The organism is Pseudomonas lijiangensis, assembly GCF_018968705.1.
GTDB classification, from domain to species: Bacteria; Pseudomonadota; Gammaproteobacteria; order Pseudomonadales; family Pseudomonadaceae; genus Aquipseudomonas; species Aquipseudomonas lijiangensis.
Genome location: NZ_CP076668.1, coordinates 2,670,888 through 2,695,960, shown reverse-complemented (window position 1 = coordinate 2,695,960; position 25,073 = coordinate 2,670,888). Strand labels below are relative to the sequence as shown.

The window sequence follows — 25,073 nt, the reverse complement described above, 5'->3', positions numbered from 1 at the left end:
ACCTTAACTGATCGGCATTACACCCTCAGGCGGAAATTTTTCGAGGCGCAAGCGTGACCCAGTAGCGGGTACGGGAATGCACCTGCACCGGCAGGCTTGCCGCCAGCAGATCCAGGATGCGATCGGTATCGTCCAGCCGGAACGAGCCGGTGACCCTCAAGGCTTCCAGCTCGGGCTCCCAGCGCAGGATACCGGGCCGGTAGCGACTCAGCTCGGCCAGGAAACTGCCCAGTGGCCGGTTTTCTACCGTCAACACGCCCTGACGCCAGTCCGGTTGTCGGGCATCGAAGGGCTCGACCGGCGTAACTCCCTTGGCATTCAGGGCCGCCCGCTCGCCGCCCTTGAGGCGCAAGGTCGCGCCCTGTGTCGACAACAGATCGACACTGCCGCTTATCACGGAAACCCGGCAACGATGCTCGTCCTGGCGAATGCAGAGTTCGGCACCGTTGGCGATGACCTGGCCCAGACGTGTCTTGACTGTCACGGCCGGAGCATTGCCCGCCATGCTCAAGGCGACTTCACCTTCGATCAGCAACAACTGGCGTCGTCCGTCACGGAAATCCAGATTCACGGCACTGGCGGTATTGAGTTGCAGTTGACTGCCATCGGGCAGTCGCAAGGTCTTGCGCTCGCCGGTGGCGGTGTGCAGATCGGCGCGCCAGGCCCTGACAGGTAACTGGCTGCTGATGATCCAGCCGCTGGGGATCAACGCTGCAATGACCAGCGCACGCTTGAGAATCGCCCGACGCGACGACTCGCCTCGCTTGAGGTCTGCCCGGTCGAGGCTGGCCATGGCCAGTTCGGGCGGCAGTTCGGCAAAGCGCTGGCGCAAGCCTTGTGCCCGCTGCCAGACCTGTTCGTGGCTTGGGCACTGCTCGCGCCAGCGTTGCAGTTGTTCGTGTTCCTGGGCACTGGCAGTTCCAGACTCCAGCAACGCCAGCCAGTAAGCTGCGGCATGAGCCACCTGCCGGGCCTGATCGTCACGCGCCCTGTCACTCATAGCTCGGCCATCAGGCAATGTGCATAGGCCTGTGCCATGTAGCGTTTGACGGTACGCTCGGACACTTCCAGTCGCAGGGCGATCTGCGCATAGCCCAGGCCTTCAAGCTGCGACCAGAGAAATGCGCGACGCACCACCACCGGCAAATCGTCGAGCAATTCATCAAGAGCCTGCAGGGTTTGCAGCAGAATCCAGCGCTGTTCGGGAGACGGGACGCACTCTTCGGGCAGTGTCGCCAGGGCTTGCAGATAAGCCTGCTCAAGGCTGCGACGCTTGTAGTGATTGATCAGCAGCCGCTTGCCCACGGTCACCAGATAGGCCCGCGGCTCACGCAGATTGGCCAGGGATTCGCTCTGCCAGGTGGCCATGACCCGCAAAAACGTATCCTGACTCAGATCAGCCGCATCCCACGCATTGCCCAGGCGCGACCGCAGCCAGTTTTCCAGCCAGCTGCGGTGATCACGATAGAAGTTGTCCAGGCCAGGCTGCACACCCGATGACCCTGCTGCATCACTCATTCAAAGGCCATCCACGACAGCGACTTAAAATGAGAATCATTCTATTTAATTAGTGAGAGAGAGCCAACCTGTTTCTGGGGTGTACTACCCTGGTAGGAGCGAATTCATTCGCGAAAATCCGCATACCCGGCACAGATATGTTGCCGAATGTCGTTTCGCGAATAAATTCGCTCCTACTTATTTAGCGGCGCTTCCACCGGTCGATAATCACCGCCAGCAGCAGAATGGTGCCGCGAATGACGTACTGGTAGAAGGTGTCGATGTTCTTGAGGTTCATCGCATTCTCGATGATCGCCAGAATCAACACCCCGGCGATCACATGACGAATCATGCCGATACCACCACTGAGCGAAACACCGCCCAGTACACAAGCCGATATGACCGTCAACTCGAAACCCTGGCCGATCATGGGTTGCCCGGAGGTCATGCGTGACGCCAGCACAACACCGGCAAGGGCACCAATCAGGCCGTGTACGGCAAAGATGATGATCTTGGTCCGGTCGACATGCACGCCTGCCAGCAAGGCCGCTTCCTGATTACCGCCGATGGCCATGGTGTTGCGACCATACGTGGTGTAGTTGAGCAGCCAGCCAAAGAAGACAAAGCAGGCAATGGTGATCAGGATCGGCACCGGTACGCCATAGAACTGGCCATTGCCGAAGATGAAAAAGTCCTCATTGGAAACCCCGACCGCCTTGCCGTTGGAGAAGATATACGCCAGCCCGCGCACGATCTGCATGGTTGCCAGGGTCGTGATCAAGGCATTGATGCGCAGCTTGGCGATGACAATGCCGTTGATCAACCCCACCAGCAGCCCCATGGCCAGGGCAGCACTGACGCCCAGGAAAACGCTGTCGGTGTCGCGGATCACGATCCCGGCAATCACGCCGGCACAGGCCAGCACCGCACCGACCGACAGGTCGAAGTGCCCGGACGCCAGGCAATAGAGCATGGTGCAGGCGGCAATGCCCACGGTGGAAATCGCCAGCCCCAACCCGCGCATGTTCAGGGGTGACAGGAAGTTGTCGATGAACACCGCACACAGCATGAAAATGCCCAGGGCGGCCAGCAACATGACCCATTCATCGAGAAAGCGGCGCATATTCACGCCCTGACGGGGAGCCCGCAGGCTGGTTTCGGTAGACATACGCACCTCTTTTTTATTGTTCATGGTCGCAGACCAAAGGTTCAGCCCCGTGAGCGGGGTAACGCCAGTTGTAGAAGTCGCGACTCATCGGCCTCGTCGCGGTTGAGTTCGCCGGTGATCGCACCTTCGCTCATGACCAGAATGCGGTCGGAGATCCCCATGACTTCCATCAGGTCACTGGACACCACAATCACTGCGATCCCTTGTGCCGCCAGGTTATGAATGATCTGGTAAATCTCGGATTTGGCACCGATATCGATGCCGCGGGTGGGCTCGTCCAGCAGTAGGACCTTCATGGGCATCGACAACCAGCGCCCGAGAATCGCCTTCTGCTGGTTGCCACCGGAGAGAAAGACGATCTGCTGATCCGGCGAAGGCGTCTTGACGTTCATCGCCCTGATCTGTTTCTCGGCGTTCTCACGCTCCCAGCGCCCCTGCAGCAGGCAACCCAGGCTTACATGCCGTGGCCGGGCGCCGATATTGATGTTCTCGGCGACACTGGAAAGCGGCACGATGCCTTCTTTCTTGCGGTCTTCCGGGCAAAGCAATATGCCTGCGGCAATGGCGTCTCGTGGGGATTTGAGGGTCAGCGGCTTACCGTCCAGTTGCAGCGAGCCCGCCTTGCTGCGGGTCATGCCGGACAACAGTCGAAACAGCTCGGTACGACCGGCACCCACCAGCCCGAAAAAGCCCAGCACTTCGCCCTTCTCGACTGCGAAGCTCACCGGCTCCTGCAATCCCGGCCCGAGCAAGCCCGTGACCCGCAGACTCGGGCCTTGATGTTCCCGGGGACGATAGTTGTAGATGTCCTGGATATCGCGCCCGACCATGCAGGTCACCAGCCGGTCGTGGTCCAGGTCCGCCATATTGTCGAAAGTACGCACGAAGCGCCCGTCCTTGAATACGGTGACCGCATCGCAGATACGGAAGATTTCCTCCATGCGATGGGACACGTAAAGAATCACCCTGCCCTCGTCGCGCAATTTGGCGATGATCGCCATCAAGCGGTCGATCTCCCGGGCTGAAAGGCTGCTGGTAGGCTCATCGAAAGCAATGACATGGGCATTGCGCGACATGGCCTTGGCGATTTCCACCAGTTGCCGCAGCCCAAGGGACAAGTCTCCCAGACGCATACCCGGATCGATTTCGTCGGCAAGCCCTTTGAGCAGCTCCGTGGCCTGGCGCAGCATGAGCCGGCGATTGATCATCCCCAGCCGGTTCGGCATATGCCCCAGCAGAAGGTTCTCTGCCACGGTCATTTCCGGCACCAGATGCAGCTCCTGGTGAATCACCGCGACACCCGCCGCAATGCTGTCTGCGGTGGACCTGAACTGATGGGTGTTTTCACCGATCTGCAAGCTGCCGCTGTTGGGCTGATAGGAGCCGCCCAGTATTTTCAGCAAGGTGGACTTGCCGGCCCCGTTTTCGCCCATCAAGGCGTGAACGCTGCCCGGATGCGCCTCAAAGCTGATGTCCGACAGCGCCTTGACGCCCGGAAAGACCTTGCCGATGCCATTGAAGCGCAAGGCGCCACCGGCCGATTGCTGTTGCTCGATTGCCTGCTGCATGAACCCGTCCTCTTCACTCGCGAAGGGGCCTGAGATCAGGCCCCCTTGAACTCACTTCCACAGACCGATCCTGGTCAGGACTTCCTGGAAGTTGGCCCGCGTAATGAGCGTCACATCGTCCATGGCGGTGTACTTGGGAGGTTCTTCGCCGGTGGTGACCCATTTGAACATCTGGTAGGCGGTGTCATAGCCTTCCTTGTCCGGGCTGGGGAGCATCGAGCCGAAGAAGCCGCTTTCTTTCTTCTTCAGTTCATCGATGGCGTCAGTGCCATTGATGCCGATGCCGATCACGTTGGCCGGCTTGAAGCCATTGGTAGCCGTGGCACGTACGCCACCCAGTACGGTGTTGTCGTTCATGCCGCCAATGATCAGGTTTTTGGCATTGCCCGGCAGTTTCGGCAGAGCCGAGTTGGTGGCATCCATACTGCCCGGCACATCGAGGGTCTTCTGGGCGGTGAAGAGGATATGACTTTCCGGCAGGCCGGCCTTTTTCAGCGCATCCACCGAACCGTCGGTGCGCTTCTTGCCGGTATCCAGTTCGTTGTAGGTGTTGATGATGGCGTAGGTTTCTTTCCAGTCCCAATTGCGGTTTTTCGCCTCGGCCGCCATGGCCTCGCCCTGTTTCTGGCCAACCTCGAAGGCAGCCATGCCCAGATACGGCACGTCTTCCATGAAGTTGCCCTTGGCATCGACGAAACGATCATCCACAGCCATGACCTTCAGCCCAAGAGCCTTGGCCTTGGCGACAATGGCAGGGCCGAGTGAGACATCCGGTGGGCAGATGACAAAGCCCTTGGCGCCATTGGCTGCCAGGCTGTCGATGGCTGCCAGGGTTTTCTCGCCATCGGGGACGGCGATCTTGAGCACCGTGAAGCCGTGCTCTTTGCCCGCCTTGTCGGCAAAGGCCCATTCGGTCTGGAACCAGGGTTCTTCGGGTTGTTTGACCAGGAAGCCGATTTTCACTTCTTCGGCAGCGTGGAGCATGCCACTCATCCCGAGAATGGCAGTGGTGACAGCGGCGCAGCACAGGGAACGAAGACTCAACATAGCTAACTCCTTATTGTTATTGAATAGCTACAGCGTCCAGCAATATGGCGGTTTCAGGTTCTGCAAACCTCAACCGGCCAAATAGTCATACCATATTGCCAAAAACGACAATGTAACCGAGTGTCACTCGTGATAAAGCACCGAGCGCCCGCCATCGATCATGATGCAACTGGCGTTGATGAACGGAGCCTCATCGGTGGCCAGGAACAGCGCGGTCATGGCCACTTCGATGGGCTGACCGATACGCTTGGGCGGATGCAGATCGAAGGCACGCTGGCGCTCGGCCTGCGGATCATCGAAGCCGTTCCAGTAATCGACGTTGAGCTGGGTTTCGATATAGCCCGGCGCGATGGCGTTGACCCGAATGCCCTTGGGCGCGTATTCGATACCCAGAGCGCGGGTCAGGCCCAGCAGGCCATGCTTGGCGACCGGATAGGGAAAACAGCCGGGAATGATGTTGCTCGAATGGGTCGAGGCGATATTGATGATGTTGCCCGCGCCCTGCTCCAGCATTTTCGGCAAGACACTGCGGCAGCCATACCAGGCGCCATCCAGATCGATGGCGAAGCAGCGCTTCCAGTCTTCGTCGCTCATTTCCAGCGGGTCGCGGAACACATTGACCCCGGCGCAGTTGATCAGCACATCGACCCGGCCAAAATGCTCGATGGCCAGGTCCACCATGCTGCGCCACTGGTCCTGTTGCGTGACATCAACCTTGAGCGCGTGAACCTCAGCCCCCTGCCCGCGCCATTTCGCTGCCACCTGCTCGACCTTTTCGCCCTGCACGTCGCTGATGATCAGCCTGGCCTGCTGCGCCTGAAAGCACGCCACGATGGCTTCACCAATCCCCTGGGCAGCGCCGGTCACCAGTACCACCTTGCCTTTGAGGCGTTCACCGCGAACCGGCTCGGGAACCGGGGGTAACGACAAAGGTATCGCCATGTTCAACTCTCCTTGGATGCAATAAAAATTCAGCCGGCAAAACGTCGGCAAACCTGCCCGGCGACGCCCACGTCAGCCTTGAGCACCGCGCCATCGAACTGGCCATGGGCATCGGCCGGGGCGGCGCTGGTGACGTAGAGCGTAGACAGGTCAGGGCCGCCAAATACGCAACTGGTGGGATGGCTCACAGGCAGGTCGACGATGCGGTCGACACAGCCATCGGGGGCAAAACGGATCAGGCAGCTTCCGCCCCAGCGGGCATTCCAGACATAGCCTTCGGCATCCATGGCCGAGCCGTCCGGAACGCCACGAGGATGCTCATGCGCCCAGACCTGGCGCTCGCCCAGGCTCTCGTCAGCCAGAATCGGGTATTGATAGATAACGCCATCAAGGCTGTCGGCGCTGTAAAGCACCGTGCCCTGGGCATTCCACAACAGCGTGTTGACGATGCCCTGCCTGTCCAGCAGCTGCGTAACCCTTGCATCCGGGTCTACGCGAAACAGACCACCGGAGCGGCGCACCAACGGCAAGTCGCCGCCTTCGTCGTCCAGATTGTTCTGCATGCTGCCCAGCCACAGGCGGCCCTGAGCGTCGCAACGGGATTCGTTGGCGCGGTTGCCCGCGACAGGATCGGCCACGCACAGCAATGAAATGGAGGTTTTGGGCGATTCGAGGCTCAGGCGGTAGACGCCGCTGGCCAGAGTCACCAGGGCATCGCCCTTGTCAGTGGGGATGAATGCGGAAACCGCTTCGGGCAGACGCCATTGGCTGTATTGACCCTGAACCAGCCGACAGGCCAGACGTCCGGCGATATCGACCCAGTACAAGGCTTGCTGCTCAAGGTCCCAGAAAGGGCCTTCAGCCAGTTTGAAACGGTGCTCGGATAGCGGCTGCCATTGCATGGACGGTGTCCTTTTTTATTTTTCTTAGGAACTGCCTCTACTAAATAGTATTACGATTTATTTTTCAAGCGGCTTTTTATCGTCTATAAATCCTTGCATCGGATTAAAACCGATCAAATAGTCTTACCAATTTGCTGTCTGACAGCAAAATCCAGCGATGCGTCGCGTCACCTTCTCCTTTCACAACAACAATAAAAGTGAGTAGAACAGATGAAAAATCACGCTCTTCTCAGCAGCCTTGGACTGTCACTGATGATCGCCACCCTGACCGCACAAGCCGCCGCACTGTCCAGCGAACATGGCCTCTTCGGCAAACTGCCCGATGGTACGCCCATCGAGAAGTACACCCTGCAAAACAGTCACGGCCTGCAGGCCAGCATCATTACCTATGGCGCAACCCTGCAATCGCTCAAGGTTCCGGACAGGAGCGGCAAGGTCGAAGACGTCGTGCTGGGCTTCGATGACGTGCAGGGTTATCAGGCCAACGGCACCGTGTATTTCGGCGCAACCATCGGTCGTTTCGGCAACCGCCTGGCGGGCGGCACTTTCAAGCTGGACGACAAGACCTACCGCGTCCCGCTCAACGACAAGACCAATGCGCTGCATGGCGGCAATCAGGGTTTCGACAAGCGTATCTGGAAAGCCGAAAGCATCAAGGCCAATGGCTCGGTCGGGGTGAAGCTTAGCTACCTGTCGCCCGATGGCGAGATGGGTTTTCCCGGCGCGTTGCTGACAGAGGTCACCTACAGCCTCAACGACCAGAACGAGCTGAAGATCGACTACCGCGCCACCACCGACAAACCCACGGTGCTGAACCTGACCAACCATAGCTATTTCAATCTGGCGGGCGCGGGCAACGGCGATATTCTCCAGCAGGTGGCCACCCTCCACGCCTCACATTACACGCCGGTCAACGACAAGCTGATCCCTACCGGCGAACTGGCCCCGGTGGCAGGCACGCCCATGGACTTCCTCAAGCCCACGCCAATCGGCAAAAACATCAAGGCTGACCATCAGCAGCTCAAATACGCCGAACCCAAGCAAGGCGGGTTTGACTTCAACTGGGTGCTGGACACCAAGGGCGATGTCAGCAAGCTTGCGGCAGAGGTCAGCGACCCGCAGTCAGGCCGTCACCTGCAACTGTTCACCACCGAACCCGGCGTGCAGTTGTATACCGGCAACTTCCTGGATGGCAGCATCCATGGCAAGGCCGGCAAGGTCTATCCGCATTGGGGTGCCTTCACCCTGGAAACCCAGCACTACCCCGACGCCCCCAACCAGCCCGCCTTCCCCAGTACCCGACTGGACCCGGGAAAGGCTTATACCCAGACCACCATCTTCAAGTTTCTGAATCATTGAAACCTGTGCTTTGCTTGTGGGAGCGGATTTATCCGCGAAAGGTTCGCGAATGAATTCGCTCCCACCAAATATAACGCAACATCATGAATTACAAGGTTAATGCAGGAGCGCGCCAGTGCGGCGGCGGATGATCTCCTACACTCATTTCCCCTTCATCGCCGCTGTCAGCTTGTCGACGTTATAGCGGAACATCTGCACATAACTGGCCGCCGGGCCATCCGGCGGTGACAGGGCTTCGACGTACAGGTCACCGCCCGGTTGCGCTCCGCTGGCATCGGCGATCTGCTTGACCAGTCGCGGATCACCTGAGTTTTCGAAGAAATAGGCCGTCACGTGCTCGCTCTTGATCTGGCGGATCAGTTTTGCGACATCTGCCGCCGACGCTTCCGACTCGGTAGAGAACCCCAAGGGCGACAGGAAAGTCACGCCATAGGCATCGCCGAAATAACCGAACGCATCGTGAGACGTGAGGATCTTGCGTTTCGACTCGGGCACCGACTGGATCTGGTCACGGGCGTAAAGGTCCAGTTCCTGCAACTGAACGATGTAGCGCTGACCATTGGCCTCGTAGACGCTGGCGCCTTCAGGGTCGGCTTTCTTGAGCGCGGTCATGATATTGCGCACATAGATCACGCCGTTGGCGGCGCTGTTCCAGGCATGGGGATCGGTGATGAGCTTGCCGTCTTCCTGCATGTAACGGGTCTTGATGCCTTCGGACAATACAACCGGCTGGCCCTTGTAACCGGACGCCTTGATCAGACGGTCCATCCAGCCTTCCAGATGCAGGCCGCTGACAAAGGTAAGGTCAGCGCTCTTCAAGGCCTGGGCATCACGCGGGGTGGGCTCGTAGACATGAGGGTCGCCATTGGGGCCGATCAGCGAGGTCACGTGAACCCGATCACCACCGACATTGCTGACCATATCGGCAATCACCGTGAACGAAGCCACCGCCTCAAGAGGCTTGGCCTGGGCAAGACTTGCAAACGCCGACAGCGCAATCGCCGCCATCGAGCTCAACATCATCAATCGTTTCATGACATGCCCTTTTCAGTTGGCCAGGTGAGGTTTGGGAAACAGCCGACGCAAGATGCCCGTACGGCCGAACAGCAGGGAAAAACCATAAAAGACACTGGCGGTCAGAACAATGGCCGGCCCGGAAGCCACGCCAAGGTGATAGGACACGATCAGGCCGATCAGCCCGGAAACGGTCGCCAATACCGTCGAAATCAGCATCAGGGCACTCAATGAGCTGGCCCAGAATCGCGCAGCCGTGGCAGGCAACATCATCATGCCCACCGCCATGAGGGTGCCGAGCGCCTGAAAGCCCGCCACCAGATTCAGCACGACCAGCAGCAGAAACAGCACGTGGTACAGCGAGCCCATGCCGCCAACGGCGCGCAGGAATCCCGGATCGAAACATTCGAGCACCAGCGGGCGATAGATCACGGCCAGCAGAATCAGGGTGAATGACGCAATGCCGCCGACCATGTAGATGGCGCTGTTATCGATGGCCAGGATGGTGCCGAACAGCACGTGCAGCAGATCGACACTGGAGCCGTGCATGGAGACGATCAAGACTCCGGCAGCCAGTGAGGTCAGGTAGAAACTGGCGAAGCTGGCGTCTTCGCGCAAAGCAGTCAGTCGGCTGACCAGCCCCGACAGCAAGGCCACGGCCAGCCCGGCGATCAGGCCACCAATGCCCATGGCGGGCAGCGACAGCCCTGCGACCATGAAACCCAGTGCCGCGCCCGGCAGGACCGCATGGCTCATGGCATCCCCCACCAGGCTCATGCGCCGCAGCATCAGCAACACGCCTACAGGTCCAGAGCCGACGCCCAGGGCGAGACAGGCCACCAGTGCCCGGCGCATGAAACCGAATTCGACAAAAGGCTCGACCAGCGTGGTGTAAAACATCATGAGCGCTCACCATCGCTGTCGCAGACCTGAGCATCGGCACTCCAGAACTCCGCCATATTGCGGGCACGCCGCAGGTTGGCAACGCTCAGCACCTCGGCTGTCGCGCCCCAGGCAATCGCCTCGCGGGCCATCAACAGGGTTTGCGGAAAATGCTGACGGACCTGATCGATGTCATGCAACACCGCGATGACCGTACGCCCCTGACCATGCCAGACCCGAACCAGCTCAAGGAGATCCCGCGTGGTGCGGGCATCGATGGCGGTGAAAGGCTCGTCCAGCAGAATCACCGAGGCATCCTGCAATAGCAGCCGCGCGAACAGCACCCGCTGGAACTGCCCGGAAGACAGAGAGCCAATGCTGCGCCCCTCGAAACCCTCAAGGCCCACGGTTTTCAGCGCCTCCTGAGTGAGTCGGGCATGGTTGCGAGTCAGACCACGAAACGGGCCGATGCTGTGCCATGCGCCCATGGCCACGGTATCGGCCACGCTCAACGGGAAACTGCGATCGATCTCGGCTGCCTGGGGCAGATAACCCAATGTGCGAGTCGCCAACCGGCCACGATCTACATGCCCCGCCGCTGGCTTCATGGTTCCGGCAATGGTCTTGATCAGCGTGGACTTGCCCGCGCCATTGGGACCGACGATCGCGGTCAGACTGCCGGCCTCGAAACGACCACTGATGTGATGCACCGCCGGACGGCGTTCATAAGCGACAGTCAGATTGTCCAGAGCAATGGCCGCACTCATGGAATGGCCACCGACCAGGCGATGGCCAGCCATAACAGCAGCAAGATGCACAGAGCCAGCAGGATCCGCTTAAAGGCCGATTGAGCCAGAACGGAACCTGCAACAGAGGGAACGCGGGGAGCTTTCACAGATGGGTCGCCTGCAACGATTCGTTACAGTATTACATGGGGAGAGCGGGTTTTGTTATGAAATAACATTTATAGGAGCTGCAAGTTGTGAGCTGCAAGCTACAAGCTTTTGACTTGCAGCTTTTAACTTGTAGCTTGCAGCTTAAAACTTGCAGCTGTCAGCCTTCCCCAAACCCCCTCTGCAAATCTTCGATCAACTCCCCCACATCCTCCAACCCTATATGCAGTCGCACCACCGGATTGAGCTGTCTGTCGGCTTCATTGTCGCGATCACTGACATTGGCCACGGTGATCAGGCTTTCGTAGCCGCCCCACGAGGCGCCGAGCCCGAACAGTTGCAGGGCGCCGATAAAACGTTCCAGTCGGGTCGGGTCCGAAGACTCGAACTCAAAGGACAGCAAGCCGTTGCTGCCGGTGAAGTCGCGCTTCCACAGGGCGTGGCCGGGGTGGTCCGGCAAGGCGGGATGGAAAACGCGGCGGACCTGCGGTTGCTCGTTCAGCCAATGCGCCACTTCAAGTGCCTGACGCTCGTGGGTTTCCATGCGTGAGGCCAGGGTGCGGGCACCGCGCAGGACCAGATAGGCATCGTCGGGGCTGACTGCGCAGCCGAAGGTGTCGCTCATGCTGCCCAGCGGCTGCCAGACCTCTTCGCGGGTGCAGACGCTGCCCATCACCACATCGCTATGACCGCACAGGTACTTGGTCAGGGCCATGATGGAAATATCCGCTCCCAGTTCCAGCGGTCGATAGAGGTAGGCCGAACCCCAGGTGTTGTCCACCGCCAGCAGAATGTTTCGCGGTTTGCACAGCGCGGCAATGGCCGGCAAGTCGCAGAGTTCGTAGAGCAACGAGCCCGGCACTTCGGTGTAGACCATGCGGGTATTGGCCTGCAGTTGTGCCTCCAGCCCTTGGCCGTCGGCCCTGAAATAGCTGACCTGAATGCCGAATGGCTCAAGGAAGTCACGGGCCACACGCCGCACCGGCGAATACACGGCATCGGTTATCAGGACATGATCGCCGGGGCGCAGATAGGCCAGGAAAGTCTGCGCCACCGCTGCAAGGCCCGTGCTGAACAAGCGAGTGCGATAACCGCCTTCCAGCTCTGTCACCAGGTCTTCCAGCGCAAACCCCGTCGGGTTGCCCCGCGCCCCATAACTCAGCAGGCGCTCGGTATCGCGACGCTTTCGGATATCTCGCATCTGCCCGAGGCTGTCGAACAGCACGGTACTCATGCGTGAAACCGGTACATTCACCCCGCGCACGCCACTGCCCTTGGCCGTACGCCCGGCGTGAACGAGCCGAGTCTTGACCAGAGGATCGTGTGACGGGCGCTCAGGCTTTTTTGCGGATAAGGGCTTGAGGCTGGCAATTTCCTGCTCGGTCATCTGCCCCAGCAGACCGATTTCCCAGGCTAGGTACTGCCGGGCAGCGTCCTTGTTGCCGGAATGCCGGTCGTGGGTAAAGAACAGAAAGTCGATGCACTGCTCATCCGCCAGACTGGCGCTGTCTTCATGCAGCGCCAGCCCGGCGGTTTGCCAGGCCTTGATCCCGCCGTCCAGCAGACGCACCTGCCGACGCTGCGCCTGTGGCAATTCTTCTGCCGCCAGTTGTGCCAGAGCCGGATCATCGGCAATCAGCACCAGCGGTCGGGACTCATCGGCGACGGCGGCAGCCAGCAGCGGACGAATCGACCAGCGCGAACCTTCGATATGTCCTTTGCGAAAAGCGGTGCTCGAACGCAGATCGACAAGCGCCACGGCGTTATCCTTCAAGGCATCGGCCAGTTGTTGCACGCTGATGCCCGGCAAGTCCGGCCATACATCCGCTTCAGCCACAGGCAGCGACAAGCCACTGCTCACGCCAGCCTCAAGCACACAGGCATCGTGCCCCAGTTGCCGAAGCCAACTGGCGACAATCGGAGCCCGAATGCCTTCGTCGTCCAGCAGCACCAGCCTCGCCTGACGCACACCGACATACAGGTCCGTCGCCTGAATCAACTGGCCACCCGGCGTATGTTGCGCGCCAGCCAATGTGCCTGCCGCAAACTCCTCGGCGGTTCGCACATCGCACAGGAACAGGCTGCGCCCGCTGTCTGCGGCCCAGTCGGCAACCTGTTCGGCACTCACCGTCTGCACCCCTGCCCGCTCGGCCAGCGCCTGGGCGGCATCCCGCTGCCGGGCCAGCGACTCGGGCGCAACGGCATCCGGGTAGCGTCGGGTGCTGCCGTGCTCCAGTTGCAGATCGGCCAGATACCAACCCTGGGTTCCGTTTTCCAGGGCATAAACCGGGTTCTTGACTCCCAGGTCGATCAGCGTCTGCGCCCCGATGATGCTTCGGGTACGTCCGGCGCAGTTGACGATGATCGGCGTGTGTTCGTCGCTGACCAGCTCCGGCAGTCGATACCCCAGCTCGCCATTGGGGCAGCACACGGAACCTGGAATGGTCATCTTGCGGTATTCGTCGAAGGGCCTGCCGTCCAGCACCACCAGAGCTTCCCCCTGAGCCTGACGCTGCGCCAGTTCGGTTGCGCTGATATGCGGCGTATGGCGAGCCTCTTCCACCAATTCGCCAAAAGCCTTGGACGGCACATGCACACCCGCGAACAGTTGCAGACCTGCGGCCTGCCAGCCATCGGCGCCGCCCTCAAGAATATGCACCTGGCGATAACCGAGCTCTTCCAGCCGCGCCGCTGCCCGTATTGCGATATCGCCGCCATTCTGGTCATAGATCACCAGCCGCACGCCGGGATTGGGTGCCAGGCGACGGATATCCAGCTCCAGGCGACTGTAGGGCAGCGTAACGCCATGGAACAGATGGGCTTCGCCGTACTGGCCATGTTCACGCAGGTCGAACAGGGCAATTTCCTGCCCGTCGAACAGCCATTGTTGTAGTTGGGCCGCGGTGGTGGTCTGGCTCATGGGGTGGCTCATAAAAGTGAAAGGGAAAACCTGTGCCGACGATCAATAGGCCTGAATCGACGGTGCCATCTGCGAAGCGTTGTAGTTCAGGACGCGGCCTTCTTCGTTGACACCGAAACGCCCGTTGAGCGACTCCAGCGGACGGCCATAGAGGTGGAAGTGCAAGGTCGGCTCTTCACCCGTGACCTTGATGCCATGCAGGTCTTCGCCCAGGAAGCCGATAGGCGTTCCTGGCTGGACGATCACTTCCTTTTCCAGCTCCAGACGAGCAAATGTCGGGTCACTGCCATCGTCGGTACGCGCCCAGACGTAGTTGATTTCCTGGCCTTGCACGGCAACGATCACCGCCCAGGTTTCATGGTTATGGGGCAAGGTGCTTTTGCCCGGCAGCAGTGAGTTCATGTACAGGGTCGGGGTTTCGCCATCGTCGTTCAGGCGATAGCGGAAGGCTGTCTCACCCTGCCCCGGCACCGGCGCAGGAAACTCGTTGAAGTTGAACAGGTCATGACGACCTGCCAGGTCTTCCAGCAGCGCGATGATCTCCTTCAAGGCCTCGCGGTCTACGCCGCGCTGGTTGATGGCACGAATCTGCTGAAGAAAGTCTTCGATCACTTGGGCTCGGTTTGTGGTGCTCATCAGGTAACTCCCGGTGGTGCTCTGGACGATAAACGTAGGAGCGCGCTTGCCCGCGACGACAGTGGTTCAGACGATAGACATGTGTTGATTTCACACACATCATCGCGGGCAAGCGCGCTCCCACAGCAGTGGTTTTTCAGTTATACGGACAGGCTGTAACGGCTGATATTGCTCAGGGCAAACGGGTCGGCGGAAACCGGCGGCCGACGCCCGGAATCGCCCAGGGCGTGGCGCAGGAATTCACGGGTCCGCTCGCTGTTCGGGTGCTGGAATATCTGCTCGGCGCTGCCGTGCTCGACGATCAGGCCGTTTTCGGTGAAATACACCACGTCGCTGATTTCTTCGGCGAAACGCATTTCGTGGGTCACCAGCACGCAGGTCATGCCCTCTTCGGTCAGTTCGCGGATCACCGTCAGTACTTCACCGACGGTTTCCGGATCCAGGGCCGAGGTCACTTCATCGAACAGAATCAGTTCCGGGCGCATGGTCAAGGCCCGGGCAATTGCCACGCGTTGCTGCTGACCACCGGACAATTGCCCCGGATAAGCATCAGCCTTGTGTTCCATGCGCACCTTGGCCAGCAAGGCACGCGCCTGCTTCTCGGCTTCAGCACGCTCGATCCCCAGCACCTTGTGCGGGGCGATCACCAGGTTTTCCAGCACCGACAGATGCGGAAACAGGTTGTACTGCTGGAACACAAACCCCACGCGCTTGCGCAGTTCGATTCGCTCGGCTTCGCGGGTCAGGCCATGAACCTCGGTATTACCCACGCGAATGGTGCCGCGCTGGGTCTGCAACAACCCGGTGATGCAGCGCAGAATGGTCGACTTGCCCGAACCGGACGGGCCGATGATCGATACCGCCTGGCCGCGCTGCACATCCAGATCGATGCCCTTGAGCACCAGGTTGCTGCCAAATGACAGGTGCAGGTCGCGCAGACTGACCAGAGGCTCGGCGCCAGAATCAATAGAAGGCATAACGTCGCTCCAGGCGTTGGGTCAGACGGGAAATCGGATAGCAATAGGCAAAGAACAGCACCAGCAGGCTGCAATAGATGATCACGGTGAAACCGGTCTGATTGACGGTGTTGCTGGCAATCTGTGCGGTGTCGATCACGTCATGCACACCCACCAGCGAAGCCAGTGCCGTGCCCATGGTGATGACGGCATAGAGGTTCATCCACGGCGGCAGCATGCGTTTGAAGCACTGCGGCAGGATGATCGACGTGAAGATCTGCCCGCGAGTGAAGGCCAGCGAACGTGCGGCTTCCCATTGGGTGCTGGGGATCGACGCCACGGCACCCCGGAAGATTTCCGCGACATTGGCACTGGCCGGCAAAGCCAGGCCGATGGTGACCTTCACCCAGTCGGGAAACGAGATATAGGTGCTGCCGATCCTGATCTCGAACGGAAACACGTAAGTGGTGAAGTAGATCAGCACCAGCCAGGGCGCATTGCGGAAAATCTGTATCCAGATCCGCGCTGGCAGGCGCAGCAGCCAGAAAGGCGACATCCCCAGAGCACCGACCAGCAGCCCGAACACCGTGCCCAGGCCGATGGCAACCAGACTGATCAGAATGTTCTGACCAAAGCCCATGGCCAGAGCCGGCGACCACTGCACCAATGCCAGGAATACCGGGCTGTCCGGCGCACCGAACATCAGCCAGGCAACCGCCAGAGCCACCAGGATCAGCGTCAGCAAATGACGACGCGGCCACGCGACGGGCGCGGCAACCGATGAATCAATGGCCATAGCCGGGCATCCTCAGGCGTGATTCCAGGGCGCGCCCTGCACAGTTGACGATAAAACTGAGCAAGCCGAAAAAGCTCAGGATCAGGATCATCAGTTCCAGCACGTTATCGCTCTGGGTCCAGATCATGATCGCCGCGTAGGTGATATCCCCCACCGCGATGGCCGAAGCCACGGCCGTCATCTTCACCAGATCGATCAGGTTATTGATGAGCGATGGCAAGGCAAAACGCACAGCCAGTGGCAACTGCACATTCCACAGCAACTGGCGACTGTTGAAGGCCAGGGAGCTGGCGGCTTCCAGGGTCACGGAAGGAACCGCTTCAATGCCGGCCCTCAGGGCTTCGGCATGGAAAGCGCCCTTGTGCAGGGAGATCACGATCACCACCCAGGCAAAAGGCGTCAGCGGGTTGGCCGTGCCGATGGCCTGGGTCAACAGCATGTTGAGTACCAGAAAGGCGCAATACAGCTGCACCAGCGTCGGCGTGTTGCGGGTGACTTCGATAAAGACCCTGGCAGGCGAACGCAGCCAGGATTTACCCGAGGTCAGCATGGCGGCCAGTGCGACACCGACAAGCAGGCTGCCAATGATCGTCAGCAGGCACAGCAGCAAGGTGGTCAGCGCTCCGTCGACCATCGTGCCTCGCTGATAGGCATCCAGCACAAAGGCGTAGTTCAGGCCAAACCCGGCCGTCCACTGCACGAAGGATTCCAGCCAGTGGTTCATGAAATGTCTCCCGCGCTCAACTGCCCACAGGCACGGGCAATCCGCTGCCCGGCTTCGATCACGGTTGCAGTGGCCGTGGCAATCGACAGGCGAAACCACGGTGACAACCCGTAAGCGCTGCCTGCGACACCCGCCACACCGAACTCCAGCAGCCAGGCGACCACATCGGCATCGTTTTCCAGGCGCTGGCCATCCGGGCGATAGCGACCCAGCAGCCCGGCGCAACGCACGAAGACAAAGAAGCCGCCTTGAGGCACCAGCACTTCAAGGCCATCGACGCTGCTCAGGGTTTCAACCAGCAAGTCTCGGCGCAGGTGGTAGGCCGCCACGTGTTGCGGCAGAAACTCCAGCCCGCCCTCGAACGCCGCCAAGGCCGCAGCCTGCCCTACCGATGAAGCGCCGGAGGTCGATTGCGATTGCACCACGGTCATGGCCGTGGTCAGCTCCTGGGGTCCGGCCCCGAAACCGACCCGCCAGCCGGTCATCGCATAGGTCTTGGAAACACCGCCCACCAGCAGGCAGCGCGGCTGCAAGTCCGGTGCGACGTTGAGCAGGCTCTGGGCCGGTTGTCCGTCGAAGCGAATGTGTTCGTACAGCTCGTCCAGCAACACCAGCACATGGGGATGGCGACGGAGCACGTCAGCCAGCGCCAACAACTCCGACTCGCTGTACACCGCGCCACTGGGATTGCCCGGCCCGTTGAGGATCAGCCAGCGCGTGCGCTCGCCGATATGGCGTTCCAGTTGCTCGGGGGTCAGCTTGCAGCCCTGCTCCAGCCCGCACTCGATGAATACCGGCTCGCCACCGTTGAAACGCACGCTGTCCGGGAATGACGGCCAGTACGGCACAGGCACCAGCACTTCGTCGCCGTCATCCAGGGTCGCGGCGAAGGCATTGAAAATGATCTGCTTGGCCCCGTTGGCAATCACGATGGAAGCCAGGGGATAATCCAGAGCGTTTTCGCGCTGCAACTTGGCTTGCACCGCCTCGCGCAAGGCCCTTACACCGGGAGTCGGCGTGTATTTGGTGGCACCCTCGGCAATGGCCTTGAAGGCGGCCTGTTTGATGTGTTCCGGGGTATCGAAATCCGGCTCGCCGGTCGTCAGATCGAGAATATCCACCCCGGCATCACGCAAGGCGGTAGCCCGGGATTTGGCGGCGGCATTGGCCGACAGCGAGACGCGCTGCACGCGCTTTGACAAGCCGATGCTCATGCTCGGGCCTCCAGTACCTTGCCCGGATTGAGCAGGTTGTTCGGGTCCAGTGCCTGCTTGATGCGGCGCATCAGATCCAGTTCCACGGGGCTTTTATAACGGGACAGCATGTCCAGCTTGCGCTGGCCGATGCCATGTTCGGCACTGATCGAGCCGCCATGGGCGTGGGCGCTGTCGTGCACCAGCTCGCTCAGTTCGGCGTAACGGCTCATGTGCGCCTCGACCGTGGAGCCCAGCGGATGCGCGACGTTGTAATGCAGGTTGCCATCGCCCAGATGACCAAACGTGAAGTTGCGTACACCGGGAAAGTGCTTCTGCAACAAGGCATCGGTCTGGCTCACGAACGCCACGACACGGGAAATCGGCACCGAGATATCGTGCTTCATATTGCGCCCGGCACGCCGCTGGGCATCGCTCATGTTCTCGCGCAACTGCCACAGTGCCTGACTCTGGGCCAGGCTTTCGGCAATCAGGGCATCGCTGAGCAGATCGACTTCAAAGGCATCACCCAGCACGTCTTCAAAACTCTGCCGCGCATGGCTTTCACTGTGGTTGTCGGAGAGTTCCAGCAAGGCGAACCAGGGGTAAGCGGAGCCGCCAAAGGGTTGCGGCCCTTGGGGAAACTGCTCGCGCAGCAAGGTCAGGCAGTCGGCCGAAAGCAGCTCGAAAGCGGTCAGGCCTGCCCCGAACCCGGCACGGGTGTGGGACAGGAAACGCACCGCCTGAGCCAGTGACTCGAAAGCCAGGAAGGCGGTGAGCTGGGCCTTGGGCAGCGGGAACAACTTCAGGGTCGCCGCCGTGATAATGCCTAGCGTGCCTTCACTGCCGATGAACAGGTCTCGCAGGTCATAACCGGTATTGTCCTTGCGCAGGCCGCGCAGCCCTTCCCAGATTTCACCCTGAGCCGTGACCACCTCAAGCCCCAGAGTCAGTTCCCGGGTATTGCCATAGCGCAACACGGCGTTGCCCCCGGCATTGGTGCCCAGGTTGCCACCAATGGTGCAACTGCCTTGCGCGCCCAGGCTCAGCGGGAACAAACGGTCGACCTTGCGCGCTTCATCCTGCAGGTTTTGCAGGATGCAACCGGCCTCGACGGTCAAGGTATCGTTGTCGGTATCGACTTCACGCACACGGTTCATTCGCTCCAGCTGCAACAGAACCGCCTTGCCGCTGGCATCCGGCGTTGCAGCGCCCATCAGACCGGTGTTGCCGCCCTGCACCACCACTGGTGCAGCATGGGCGATGCACAGACGCACCACTGCGGCAACCTGCCCGGTATCCGCCGGACGCACCACCGCCGCCACTTGCCCGACATAGCGGCCCTGCTTGTCGGTCAAACGCTCGCGGGCCTGCTCGCCGGTCTGCACATGACTGGCGCCCAGCAGTTGCTGCAATGCCTGGAACAGCCCGTCACTCATGGCGTGACAGCCAGTGGTACGGCGTTGCGGTATTGCTCGTGCAGATCATGCAAAGCCTGGGATGGCGCCATGCCGGTGCGGTTACCCAGTTCGATCAGCCAGCCACTGCGATGCCAGTCGCGAACAATGGCGTCCAGACGGGCCTGAGTGTCTTTCTCGCCCTTGCGCAGCCAGATCACCGATTTGGAAGGGATCAGATCCGTGGCCAGGGGAATCTCGAAGCCGGACCATTCCGCATCGGCCAGCAAGGTGTGCATGGTCGGGCTGACATGCACCGCCGCTACACAACCATTGCCACGCAACGACAGCAGCGATTCGGACTGGCTGCGAAATGCCTTGATCTGCGCGCCGTAGACTTCCTGCAACGGCTTGATGAAGTTGCTGCCCTGGGAGACGCAGACCGGCTTGCCCTTGAGATCTTCCCATTTGCTGATGCCCGCGCCCTTGCGGATCAATGCGGCGCCGCCGACTTCCTCGTAAGGCGTTGGCACGTAGTCGAGAATCTGCGCACGCTCTTCAGTCAGTTGCATGTTGGCGATCAACAGATCGACCTTGCCCTGCTGCAGAAACTGCACGCGATTGGGAGCCAGCACCGATACGGTTTCCAGTTCCACGTTCAGGCGCTTGGCGATCTCTTTGGACAGTTCGACGTTGTAGCCCTGATGTTCGCCGGTCTTCGGATCGATGGTGCCGAACGGAGGACCGCTGAGAATCACGCCGATACTGATCTTGTGGCGCTCCTGAATTTTGTCCAGGGTCGCGTCGGCACTGGCCAGCCCGGCGTACAGGATCAACCCCAGCGCGGTCAGCGTTCTGGCTTTGGAAAATCTGCTCATGGGAGCCGTCCTTGAATGGCCGACGCCAGGGCGTCGGCAGGGAAATGGGAGAAAGATCAGGCGCCCTTGGCTAATGTCGATCAGTTAAGGTCAATGAATCACTTTGTGGGAGGCAGCTTGCTGGCGACTTTGGCGTACAGGCGCAGAATATCTGCACTTCACAGGCCCTCTCGCCAGCAAGCTGCCTCCCACAGGTTTTGTTTGTGCCTTACTGATCGGCATTAGGCGCCCTTGGCCTTGAACTGCTCATGCAGCTCAACCAGTGCCGGGGAGGCAGGCGTGATGTTGTGGCGCTTTTCGACTTCGATCAGCCAGCCGGTGCGATGCCAGTCCTGCACGATGCTGTCCAGGCGCGCCTGGGTGTCGGTTTCGCCAGCGCGCGTCCAGATCACCGAAGGGGCCGGGTTCAGTTCCGGGAGAATGGCGCGATAGCCCTTCCACTCCTCGTTGCTGGCCAGCAGCGGATTGATGAGCGTGGCGTCATGCACGGCCGCTACACAGTTATTGCCACGCAGGGCCAGCAAGGATTCGGCGGAGCTCTTGAAAGCCTTGAGTTGGGCACCGAACTCGGTCAGTGGCTTGATGTAACTGCTGCCCTGAGACGTGCAGACCGGCTGGTCCTTGAGATCTTCCCAACGGGTGATCTTGCTGTCCTTGAGGACTACGGCAGTGCCACCGACCTTGTAAAAAGGTGTCGGCACAGAGCCGAGAATCTGCCCGCGTTCCGGGGTCCACTCCATGTTGGCGATCAGCAGATCGACCTTGCCCTGTTGCAGGAATTGCACGCGGTTGGCGGTCAATACCGATACCAGCTCAACCTCGACGCCCAGGCGACGTCCCAGGTCTTCAGCCAGATCCACGTTCGCGCCCTTGGGTTTCTGGGTCGCAGGATCGATGGAACCGAAAGGCCCGCCGGACAACAACACGCCCACCACCAGGCGATGACGCTCCTGGATCTTGTCCAGGGTTGCATCGGCCATGGCCGCGCCACTGACCGCCAGACCGGCAAACAGCCCCAGCATGGCCGGGAAGAAACGTGAAACGGATGAGCGAGTCGGCATGTAAATTCCCCAGGCAAATGATCGGAGTTCCCCGATGCGATGCCGGGACATTACGGATCGTTGCCTGTGAACGGAAATTCAAATATCAAATATGGTTATAACTTTCCATGCGAACTCCGCTCCCCCTTCATAAAAACCCCAGTATTTATTGAATAAAAATAAAGCCCATCAGAAAAACAACCCACCAAACATAAAATTACGTAATGTATTTACCTGATCCCCTGATATGAATTCAGCGCAGAACACCATGACCGATCCCACAAGCTCCACCTCGACTCTCGATCTGGAACTGCTGCGCACCTTTGTTGCGGTAGTCGATCATCACAGCTTTGCCGAAGCAGGCCTGCGGCTGTCGCGCACCCAGTCCTCGGTCACTCAGCACATGCAGCGCCTGGAGCAGCAAGTGGGTGTCAGCCTGTTTCAGAAGCAAGGTCGCCAGAAGCACCTGACCGAGCCGGGCCGGCAACTGCTGCGCCACGCACGGCAGATGCTGTCTCTCAATGACGACGCCCTGAACTCGTTGCGTGAAAGCAGCCTGAGTGGCGTGCTGCGCATCGGCTCGCCCCATGACATCGCCGACACCATTCTGCCGCCCTTGCTGAGCCACATCGCCCGCTCGGCTCCGCGTCTGCGCCTGGAAATCGATGTGGGCCGCAGCCCGTTCCTGATGGAGGACTTGCACCGGGGCAAAGTGGACATGGTGATTTCCACCCGCGAAGACCCGACCCTGGAAGGCTTTGCCTTGCGCACCTCGCCGGTGTGGTGGATCTGCTCGGCGCAATACATCCATGTGCCGGACGAACCGCTGCCACTGATTCTGGTGGATGAACCGAGCATCTACCGACGCTATGCCCTGCAAGCCCTGGAAGCGGCCAATATTCCTTGGCGGCAGGCGTATCTGGCTTCCAATCTGATCGGCATCAAGGCCGCCACCCGCGCAGGTCTTGGCGTGACGCCGCGCAGCATGGAAATGCTTGGGCCAGACATGCGCGTGCTGGGTGAAAATGATGGCCTGCCGCGTCTGCCCGACGTGACCTATCACCTGTGGATCCGGCCCAATACCGTGAATCCGCTGGCCCGCAAGGCCTATGAATTGATACGGGCCAGCCAAGGGTTGTAGGCAAAATCCGAGCTTGTAGTAAGGAGCTTAACCGGATACTGTATATAAAAACAGTATCGGTATTTTTCATGCAGCTCATCGACAAGCTCAGCATTCTGGCAGACGCTGCCAAATACGATGCGTCGTGCGCCAGCAGTGGCGCGCCCAAGCGCAGTTCGCAAGGCAAGACCGGGTTGGGCTCGACCACCGGCATGGGCATTTGTCACAGCTTCACGCCGGATGGTCGCTGTGTCTCGCTGCTGAAAATCCTGCTGACCAACTTCTGCCTGTATGACTGCCAGTACTGCGTCAACCGCCGCTCAAGCGATGTGCCTCGCGCCCGTTTCAGCCCGGAAGAAGTCGTTACCCTGACCCTGGATTTCTATCGACGCAACTGCGTCAGCGGGTTGTTCCTGAGTTCCGGCATCATCCGCTCCGCCGACTACACCATGGAGCAACTGATACAGGTCGCCCGCCTGTTGCGTGAAAAGCATGAGTTTCGTGGCTACATCCATCTCAAGACCATCCCGGATGCCGACCCGGCGCTGATTGAACAGGCCGGTCGCTATGCCGATCGCCTGAGCGTGAATATCGAGCTGCCCACCGATGCCAGCCTGCAAACCCTGGCGCCGGAAAAGGACGTGAAGTCCATCAAGCAGGCCATGAAAACCATTCATACCGGCGAGCAGACCGTGCTCAACGAACCCCGCGCCCCGCGTTTTGCGCCCGCCGGGCAAAGTACCCAGATGATCGTGGGTGCCGACGCCACCGATGACAGCACCATCCTGCACAGCGCCCAGTCGCTCTACAGCAACTTCAAGTTGCGCCGGGTCTATTACTCGGCGTTCAGCCCGATCCCCAACAGCCCGAACAGCGTGCCGCTGGCCGCACCGCCGCTGCTGCGCGAGCACCGCCTGTATCAGGCGGACTTCCTGTTGCGCGGCTATGGCTTTACGGCCAACGAACTGCTGAGCGGACCGGGTGACCTGGCCCTGGACATCGACCCCAAGCTGGCCTGGGCCTTGAATAACCGGTCGGTTTTCCCGCTGGACCTGAACAACGCCGAACCGGCCTTGATCGCCCGCATCCCGGGCATCGGCATCCGCACCACCCAGCGGCTGGTCGAACTGCGCAGGCAACGGCGCATTCGCTACGAAGACCTGACCCGCCTGCGTTGCGTGCTGGCCAAGGCCAAGCCGTTCATCATCACCAGCGACTACCATCCTTCCCAGGCCGAAAGCAGCAGCGAGCAATTGCATTATCAATTGCGTGACAGACCACAACCTCAGCAGCTGGGGCTCTGGGGATGATCTGCCTGGATTGCGATGACCTGTTCGACACCTGGCGCCAGCAGGCCCGCTGGCTGTTGAGCCATGAAATCGATCCCAGTCGGGTGAGCTGGAAGGCTGTCGACGATGCCGACCTGTTCTCCAGCGACGAAGATGTCCCGCAGGAGCACGGGCCTTTTCAGGCGCGGGTGCCGCTGGAGTTACTGAAGCTGCTGCAAAGCGCCGCCTGCTATCGGGGCGATCAACGCTGGAGCCTGTTGTACGAAGTGCTCTGGCGGGTCAGCCATGGCGACCGCACCGCCATGCTGGCAGGCGACAGACTGGGCAGTGAACTGCATCGACGCCTCAAGACCATCGGCCGCGAAGCCCATCACCTGCATGCCTTCCTGCGTTTTGTGGCGCTTCCCGCCTCAAGCGAAGCACCTGAACTGCTGCAACCTGAATACGTCGCCTGGCACGAGCCGGCCCACGACATTCTGCAAAGCGCCAGCCAGCACTTCATCGGGCGCATGGGCCAGCATCGCTGGATGATCGCCACCCCACAGGACGGGGTTTATTACGATGGCACGCAACTGATCCACGAACGGCGCTGCCCCGAGGAGTGGCAAAAGATGGCCCGTCAGGCAGAAGATCCCCATGGCAACCTGTGGCTGACCTATTACAGCCACATCTTCAACCCGGCACGCCTGAACCCCAAAGTCATGCAAGGCCATATGCCTTCGCGCTTCTGGAAAACCCTGCCCGAAGGCCCCCTGATCCCCGCCCTCATCACCCAGGCCAGAACCGGCAAGCAACGGGATGGCCAGGCCAGCGATATCGGGGCAAGACCGGGTAAACGGATCGGGAAGTAAT

General features: G+C 60.3%; 23 protein-coding genes. 4 read left to right on the top strand and 19 right to left on the bottom strand.

The annotated features are described in order from the left end of the window. Positions 1 to 25: 25 nt before the first annotated feature. The 7 genes from KQP88_RS11715 to KQP88_RS11685 all read right to left on the bottom strand — a co-directional run bounded on the left by KQP88_RS11715 (position 26) and on the right by KQP88_RS11685 (position 7,124). A complete protein-coding gene (locus KQP88_RS11715; protein ID WP_216705767.1) occupies positions 26 to 1,000 on the bottom strand; it encodes a FecR domain-containing protein in 975 nt (324 codons plus the stop codon). Continuing rightward, entirely contained in the window at positions 997 to 1,518 is a 522-nt protein-coding gene (locus KQP88_RS11710; RefSeq protein ID WP_200992338.1) for a sigma-70 family RNA polymerase sigma factor, read from the bottom strand. The genes KQP88_RS11715 and KQP88_RS11710 overlap by 4 nt, the downstream gene beginning before the upstream one ends. A gap of 181 nt (positions 1,519 to 1,699) precedes the next feature. Further along, entirely contained in the window at positions 1,700 to 2,665 is a 966-nt protein-coding gene (gene araH, locus KQP88_RS11705) for an L-arabinose ABC transporter permease AraH (RefSeq protein ID WP_200992339.1), read from the bottom strand. A gap of 41 nt (positions 2,666 to 2,706) precedes the next feature. After that, a complete protein-coding gene (gene araG / locus KQP88_RS11700; protein ID WP_198725622.1) occupies positions 2,707 to 4,233 on the bottom strand; it encodes an L-arabinose ABC transporter ATP-binding protein AraG in 1,527 nt (508 codons plus the stop codon). Between the two features lie 51 nt (positions 4,234 to 4,284). Beyond that, positions 4,285 to 5,280 (bottom strand): substrate-binding domain-containing protein, encoded by a 996-nt coding sequence (locus KQP88_RS11695; protein WP_200992341.1) that lies wholly within the window; start codon positions 5,278 to 5,280, stop codon positions 4,285 to 4,287. Positions 5,281 to 5,403: 123 nt separating this feature from the next. Continuing rightward, complete coding sequence (locus tag KQP88_RS11690) at positions 5,404 to 6,222, bottom strand: SDR family oxidoreductase (RefSeq protein WP_117167632.1); 819 nt, start codon at positions 6,220 to 6,222, stop codon at positions 5,404 to 5,406. A gap of 29 nt (positions 6,223 to 6,251) precedes the next feature. Continuing rightward, positions 6,252 to 7,124: an SMP-30/gluconolactonase/LRE family protein gene (locus KQP88_RS11685; protein ID WP_216705766.1), complete on the bottom strand. Its 873-nt coding sequence runs from the start codon at positions 7,122 to 7,124 to the stop codon at positions 6,252 to 6,254. Positions 7,125 to 7,334: 210 nt separating this feature from the next. On the opposite strand from KQP88_RS11685, the gene KQP88_RS11680 reads away from it, so the two are divergent. Further along, positions 7,335 to 8,483, top strand: coding sequence for an aldose epimerase family protein (locus KQP88_RS11680; protein ID WP_216705765.1), 1,149 nt, complete (start codon positions 7,335 to 7,337; stop codon positions 8,481 to 8,483). A gap of 141 nt (positions 8,484 to 8,624) precedes the next feature. Here the strand turns inward: KQP88_RS11680 and KQP88_RS11675 are convergent, their stop codons facing one another. The 12 genes from KQP88_RS11675 to KQP88_RS11620 form a co-directional block, all read right to left on the bottom strand. Then, entirely contained in the window at positions 8,625 to 9,518 is an 894-nt protein-coding gene (locus KQP88_RS11675) for a metal ABC transporter substrate-binding protein (protein WP_216705764.1), read from the bottom strand. A 12-nt stretch (positions 9,519 to 9,530) separates the two neighbouring features. After that, on the bottom strand, positions 9,531 to 10,400 hold the full coding sequence (locus tag KQP88_RS11670; RefSeq protein ID WP_216705763.1) for a metal ABC transporter permease: 870 nt from the start codon (positions 10,398 to 10,400) through the stop codon (positions 9,531 to 9,533). Then, on the bottom strand, positions 10,397 to 11,146 hold the full coding sequence (aztA, locus tag KQP88_RS11665) for a zinc ABC transporter ATP-binding protein AztA (RefSeq protein WP_216705939.1): 750 nt from the start codon (positions 11,144 to 11,146) through the stop codon (positions 10,397 to 10,399). The genes KQP88_RS11670 and aztA overlap by 4 nt, the downstream gene beginning before the upstream one ends. A gap of 286 nt (positions 11,147 to 11,432) precedes the next feature. After that, entirely contained in the window at positions 11,433 to 14,192 is a 2,760-nt protein-coding gene (gene metC / locus KQP88_RS11660; RefSeq protein WP_216705762.1) for a cystathionine beta-lyase, read from the bottom strand. Between the two features lie 42 nt (positions 14,193 to 14,234). Then, complete coding sequence (locus KQP88_RS11655) at positions 14,235 to 14,828, bottom strand: cysteine dioxygenase family protein (protein ID WP_216705761.1); 594 nt, start codon at positions 14,826 to 14,828, stop codon at positions 14,235 to 14,237. Between the two features lie 140 nt (positions 14,829 to 14,968). Continuing rightward, the gene (locus tag KQP88_RS11650) at positions 14,969 to 15,805 is read right to left on the bottom strand and encodes an amino acid ABC transporter ATP-binding protein (protein ID WP_216705760.1); all 837 of its coding nucleotides are present in this window, start codon (positions 15,803 to 15,805) and stop codon (positions 14,969 to 14,971) included. Continuing rightward, positions 15,792 to 16,580, bottom strand: a complete 789-nt coding sequence (locus KQP88_RS11645; RefSeq protein WP_216705759.1) for an amino acid ABC transporter permease — start codon at positions 16,578 to 16,580, stop codon at positions 15,792 to 15,794. The genes KQP88_RS11650 and KQP88_RS11645 overlap by 14 nt, the downstream gene beginning before the upstream one ends. Continuing rightward, complete coding sequence (locus KQP88_RS11640; protein WP_198725645.1) at positions 16,570 to 17,304, bottom strand: amino acid ABC transporter permease; 735 nt, start codon at positions 17,302 to 17,304, stop codon at positions 16,570 to 16,572. Before KQP88_RS11640 ends, KQP88_RS11645 begins: the two co-directional genes overlap by 11 nt. Beyond that, complete coding sequence (locus tag KQP88_RS11635; RefSeq protein WP_216705758.1) at positions 17,301 to 18,518, bottom strand: aminotransferase class I/II-fold pyridoxal phosphate-dependent enzyme; 1,218 nt, start codon at positions 18,516 to 18,518, stop codon at positions 17,301 to 17,303. The genes KQP88_RS11640 and KQP88_RS11635 overlap by 4 nt, the downstream gene beginning before the upstream one ends. After that, positions 18,515 to 19,936, bottom strand: a complete 1,422-nt coding sequence (locus tag KQP88_RS11630; RefSeq protein ID WP_216705757.1) for an FAD-binding oxidoreductase — start codon at positions 19,934 to 19,936, stop codon at positions 18,515 to 18,517. The genes KQP88_RS11635 and KQP88_RS11630 overlap by 4 nt, the downstream gene beginning before the upstream one ends. Continuing rightward, entirely contained in the window at positions 19,933 to 20,772 is an 840-nt protein-coding gene (locus KQP88_RS11625) for a transporter substrate-binding domain-containing protein (protein WP_216705756.1), read from the bottom strand. The genes KQP88_RS11630 and KQP88_RS11625 overlap by 4 nt, the downstream gene beginning before the upstream one ends. Positions 20,773 to 20,993: 221 nt before the next feature. Next, positions 20,994 to 21,833 (bottom strand): transporter substrate-binding domain-containing protein, encoded by an 840-nt coding sequence (locus tag KQP88_RS11620; RefSeq protein ID WP_407681821.1) that lies wholly within the window; start codon positions 21,831 to 21,833, stop codon positions 20,994 to 20,996. A gap of 247 nt (positions 21,834 to 22,080) precedes the next feature. Here KQP88_RS11620 and KQP88_RS11615 point away from each other — a divergent pair, with 247 nt between their 5' ends. The 3 genes from KQP88_RS11615 to KQP88_RS11605 all read left to right on the top strand — a co-directional run bounded on the left by KQP88_RS11615 (position 22,081) and on the right by KQP88_RS11605 (position 25,072). Continuing rightward, a complete protein-coding gene (locus KQP88_RS11615; RefSeq protein ID WP_216705755.1) occupies positions 22,081 to 22,953 on the top strand; it encodes a LysR substrate-binding domain-containing protein in 873 nt (290 codons plus the stop codon). Between the two features lie 68 nt (positions 22,954 to 23,021). Continuing rightward, complete coding sequence (locus tag KQP88_RS11610) at positions 23,022 to 24,242, top strand: putative DNA modification/repair radical SAM protein (RefSeq protein ID WP_216705754.1); 1,221 nt, start codon at positions 23,022 to 23,024, stop codon at positions 24,240 to 24,242. Next, positions 24,239 to 25,072, top strand: coding sequence for a TIGR03915 family putative DNA repair protein (locus tag KQP88_RS11605; RefSeq protein WP_216705753.1), 834 nt, complete (start codon positions 24,239 to 24,241; stop codon positions 25,070 to 25,072). Before KQP88_RS11610 ends, KQP88_RS11605 begins: the two co-directional genes overlap by 4 nt. Position 25,073 lies beyond the last annotated feature (1 nt).

What these genes read in the sequence shown, in the direction of transcription:
- KQP88_RS11715 (WP_216705767.1), bottom strand. Translation starts at nt 1,000, where the DNA reads ATGAGTGACAGGGCGCGTGACGATCAGGCCCGGCAGGTGGCTCATGCC.
- KQP88_RS11710 (WP_200992338.1), bottom strand. Translation starts at nt 1,518, where the DNA reads ATGAGTGATGCAGCAGGGTCATCGGGTGTGCAGCCTGGCCTGGACAAC.
- araH (WP_200992339.1), bottom strand. Translation starts at nt 2,665, where the DNA reads ATGTCTACCGAAACCAGCCTGCGGGCTCCCCGTCAGGGCGTGAATATG.
- araG (WP_198725622.1), bottom strand. Translation starts at nt 4,233, where the DNA reads ATGCAGCAGGCAATCGAGCAACAGCAATCGGCCGGTGGCGCCTTGCGC.
- KQP88_RS11695 (WP_200992341.1), bottom strand. Translation starts at nt 5,280, where the DNA reads ATGTTGAGTCTTCGTTCCCTGTGCTGCGCCGCTGTCACCACTGCCATT.
- KQP88_RS11690 (WP_117167632.1), bottom strand. Translation starts at nt 6,222, where the DNA reads ATGGCGATACCTTTGTCGTTACCCCCGGTTCCCGAGCCGGTTCGCGGT.
- KQP88_RS11685 (WP_216705766.1), bottom strand. Translation starts at nt 7,124, where the DNA reads ATGCAATGGCAGCCGCTATCCGAGCACCGTTTCAAACTGGCTGAAGGC.
- KQP88_RS11680 (WP_216705765.1), top strand. Translation starts at nt 7,335, where the DNA reads ATGAAAAATCACGCTCTTCTCAGCAGCCTTGGACTGTCACTGATGATC.
- KQP88_RS11675 (WP_216705764.1), bottom strand. Translation starts at nt 9,518, where the DNA reads ATGAAACGATTGATGATGTTGAGCTCGATGGCGGCGATTGCGCTGTCG.
- KQP88_RS11670 (WP_216705763.1), bottom strand. Translation starts at nt 10,400, where the DNA reads ATGATGTTTTACACCACGCTGGTCGAGCCTTTTGTCGAATTCGGTTTC.
- aztA (WP_216705939.1), bottom strand. Translation starts at nt 11,146, where the DNA reads ATGAGTGCGGCCATTGCTCTGGACAATCTGACTGTCGCTTATGAACGC.
- metC (WP_216705762.1), bottom strand. Translation starts at nt 14,192, where the DNA reads ATGAGCCAGACCACCACCGCGGCCCAACTACAACAATGGCTGTTCGAC.
- KQP88_RS11655 (WP_216705761.1), bottom strand. Translation starts at nt 14,828, where the DNA reads ATGAGCACCACAAACCGAGCCCAAGTGATCGAAGACTTTCTTCAGCAG.
- KQP88_RS11650 (WP_216705760.1), bottom strand. Translation starts at nt 15,805, where the DNA reads ATGCCTTCTATTGATTCTGGCGCCGAGCCTCTGGTCAGTCTGCGCGAC.
- KQP88_RS11645 (WP_216705759.1), bottom strand. Translation starts at nt 16,580, where the DNA reads ATGGCCATTGATTCATCGGTTGCCGCGCCCGTCGCGTGGCCGCGTCGT.
- KQP88_RS11640 (WP_198725645.1), bottom strand. Translation starts at nt 17,304, where the DNA reads ATGAACCACTGGCTGGAATCCTTCGTGCAGTGGACGGCCGGGTTTGGC.
- KQP88_RS11635 (WP_216705758.1), bottom strand. Translation starts at nt 18,518, where the DNA reads ATGAGCATCGGCTTGTCAAAGCGCGTGCAGCGCGTCTCGCTGTCGGCC.
- KQP88_RS11630 (WP_216705757.1), bottom strand. Translation starts at nt 19,936, where the DNA reads ATGAGTGACGGGCTGTTCCAGGCATTGCAGCAACTGCTGGGCGCCAGT.
- KQP88_RS11625 (WP_216705756.1), bottom strand. Translation starts at nt 20,772, where the DNA reads ATGAGCAGATTTTCCAAAGCCAGAACGCTGACCGCGCTGGGGTTGATC.
- KQP88_RS11620 (WP_407681821.1), bottom strand. Translation starts at nt 21,833, where the DNA reads ATGCCGACTCGCTCATCCGTTTCACGTTTCTTCCCGGCCATGCTGGGG.
- KQP88_RS11615 (WP_216705755.1), top strand. Translation starts at nt 22,081, where the DNA reads ATGACCGATCCCACAAGCTCCACCTCGACTCTCGATCTGGAACTGCTG.
- KQP88_RS11610 (WP_216705754.1), top strand. Translation starts at nt 23,022, where the DNA reads ATGCAGCTCATCGACAAGCTCAGCATTCTGGCAGACGCTGCCAAATAC.
- KQP88_RS11605 (WP_216705753.1), top strand. Translation starts at nt 24,239, where the DNA reads ATGATCTGCCTGGATTGCGATGACCTGTTCGACACCTGGCGCCAGCAG.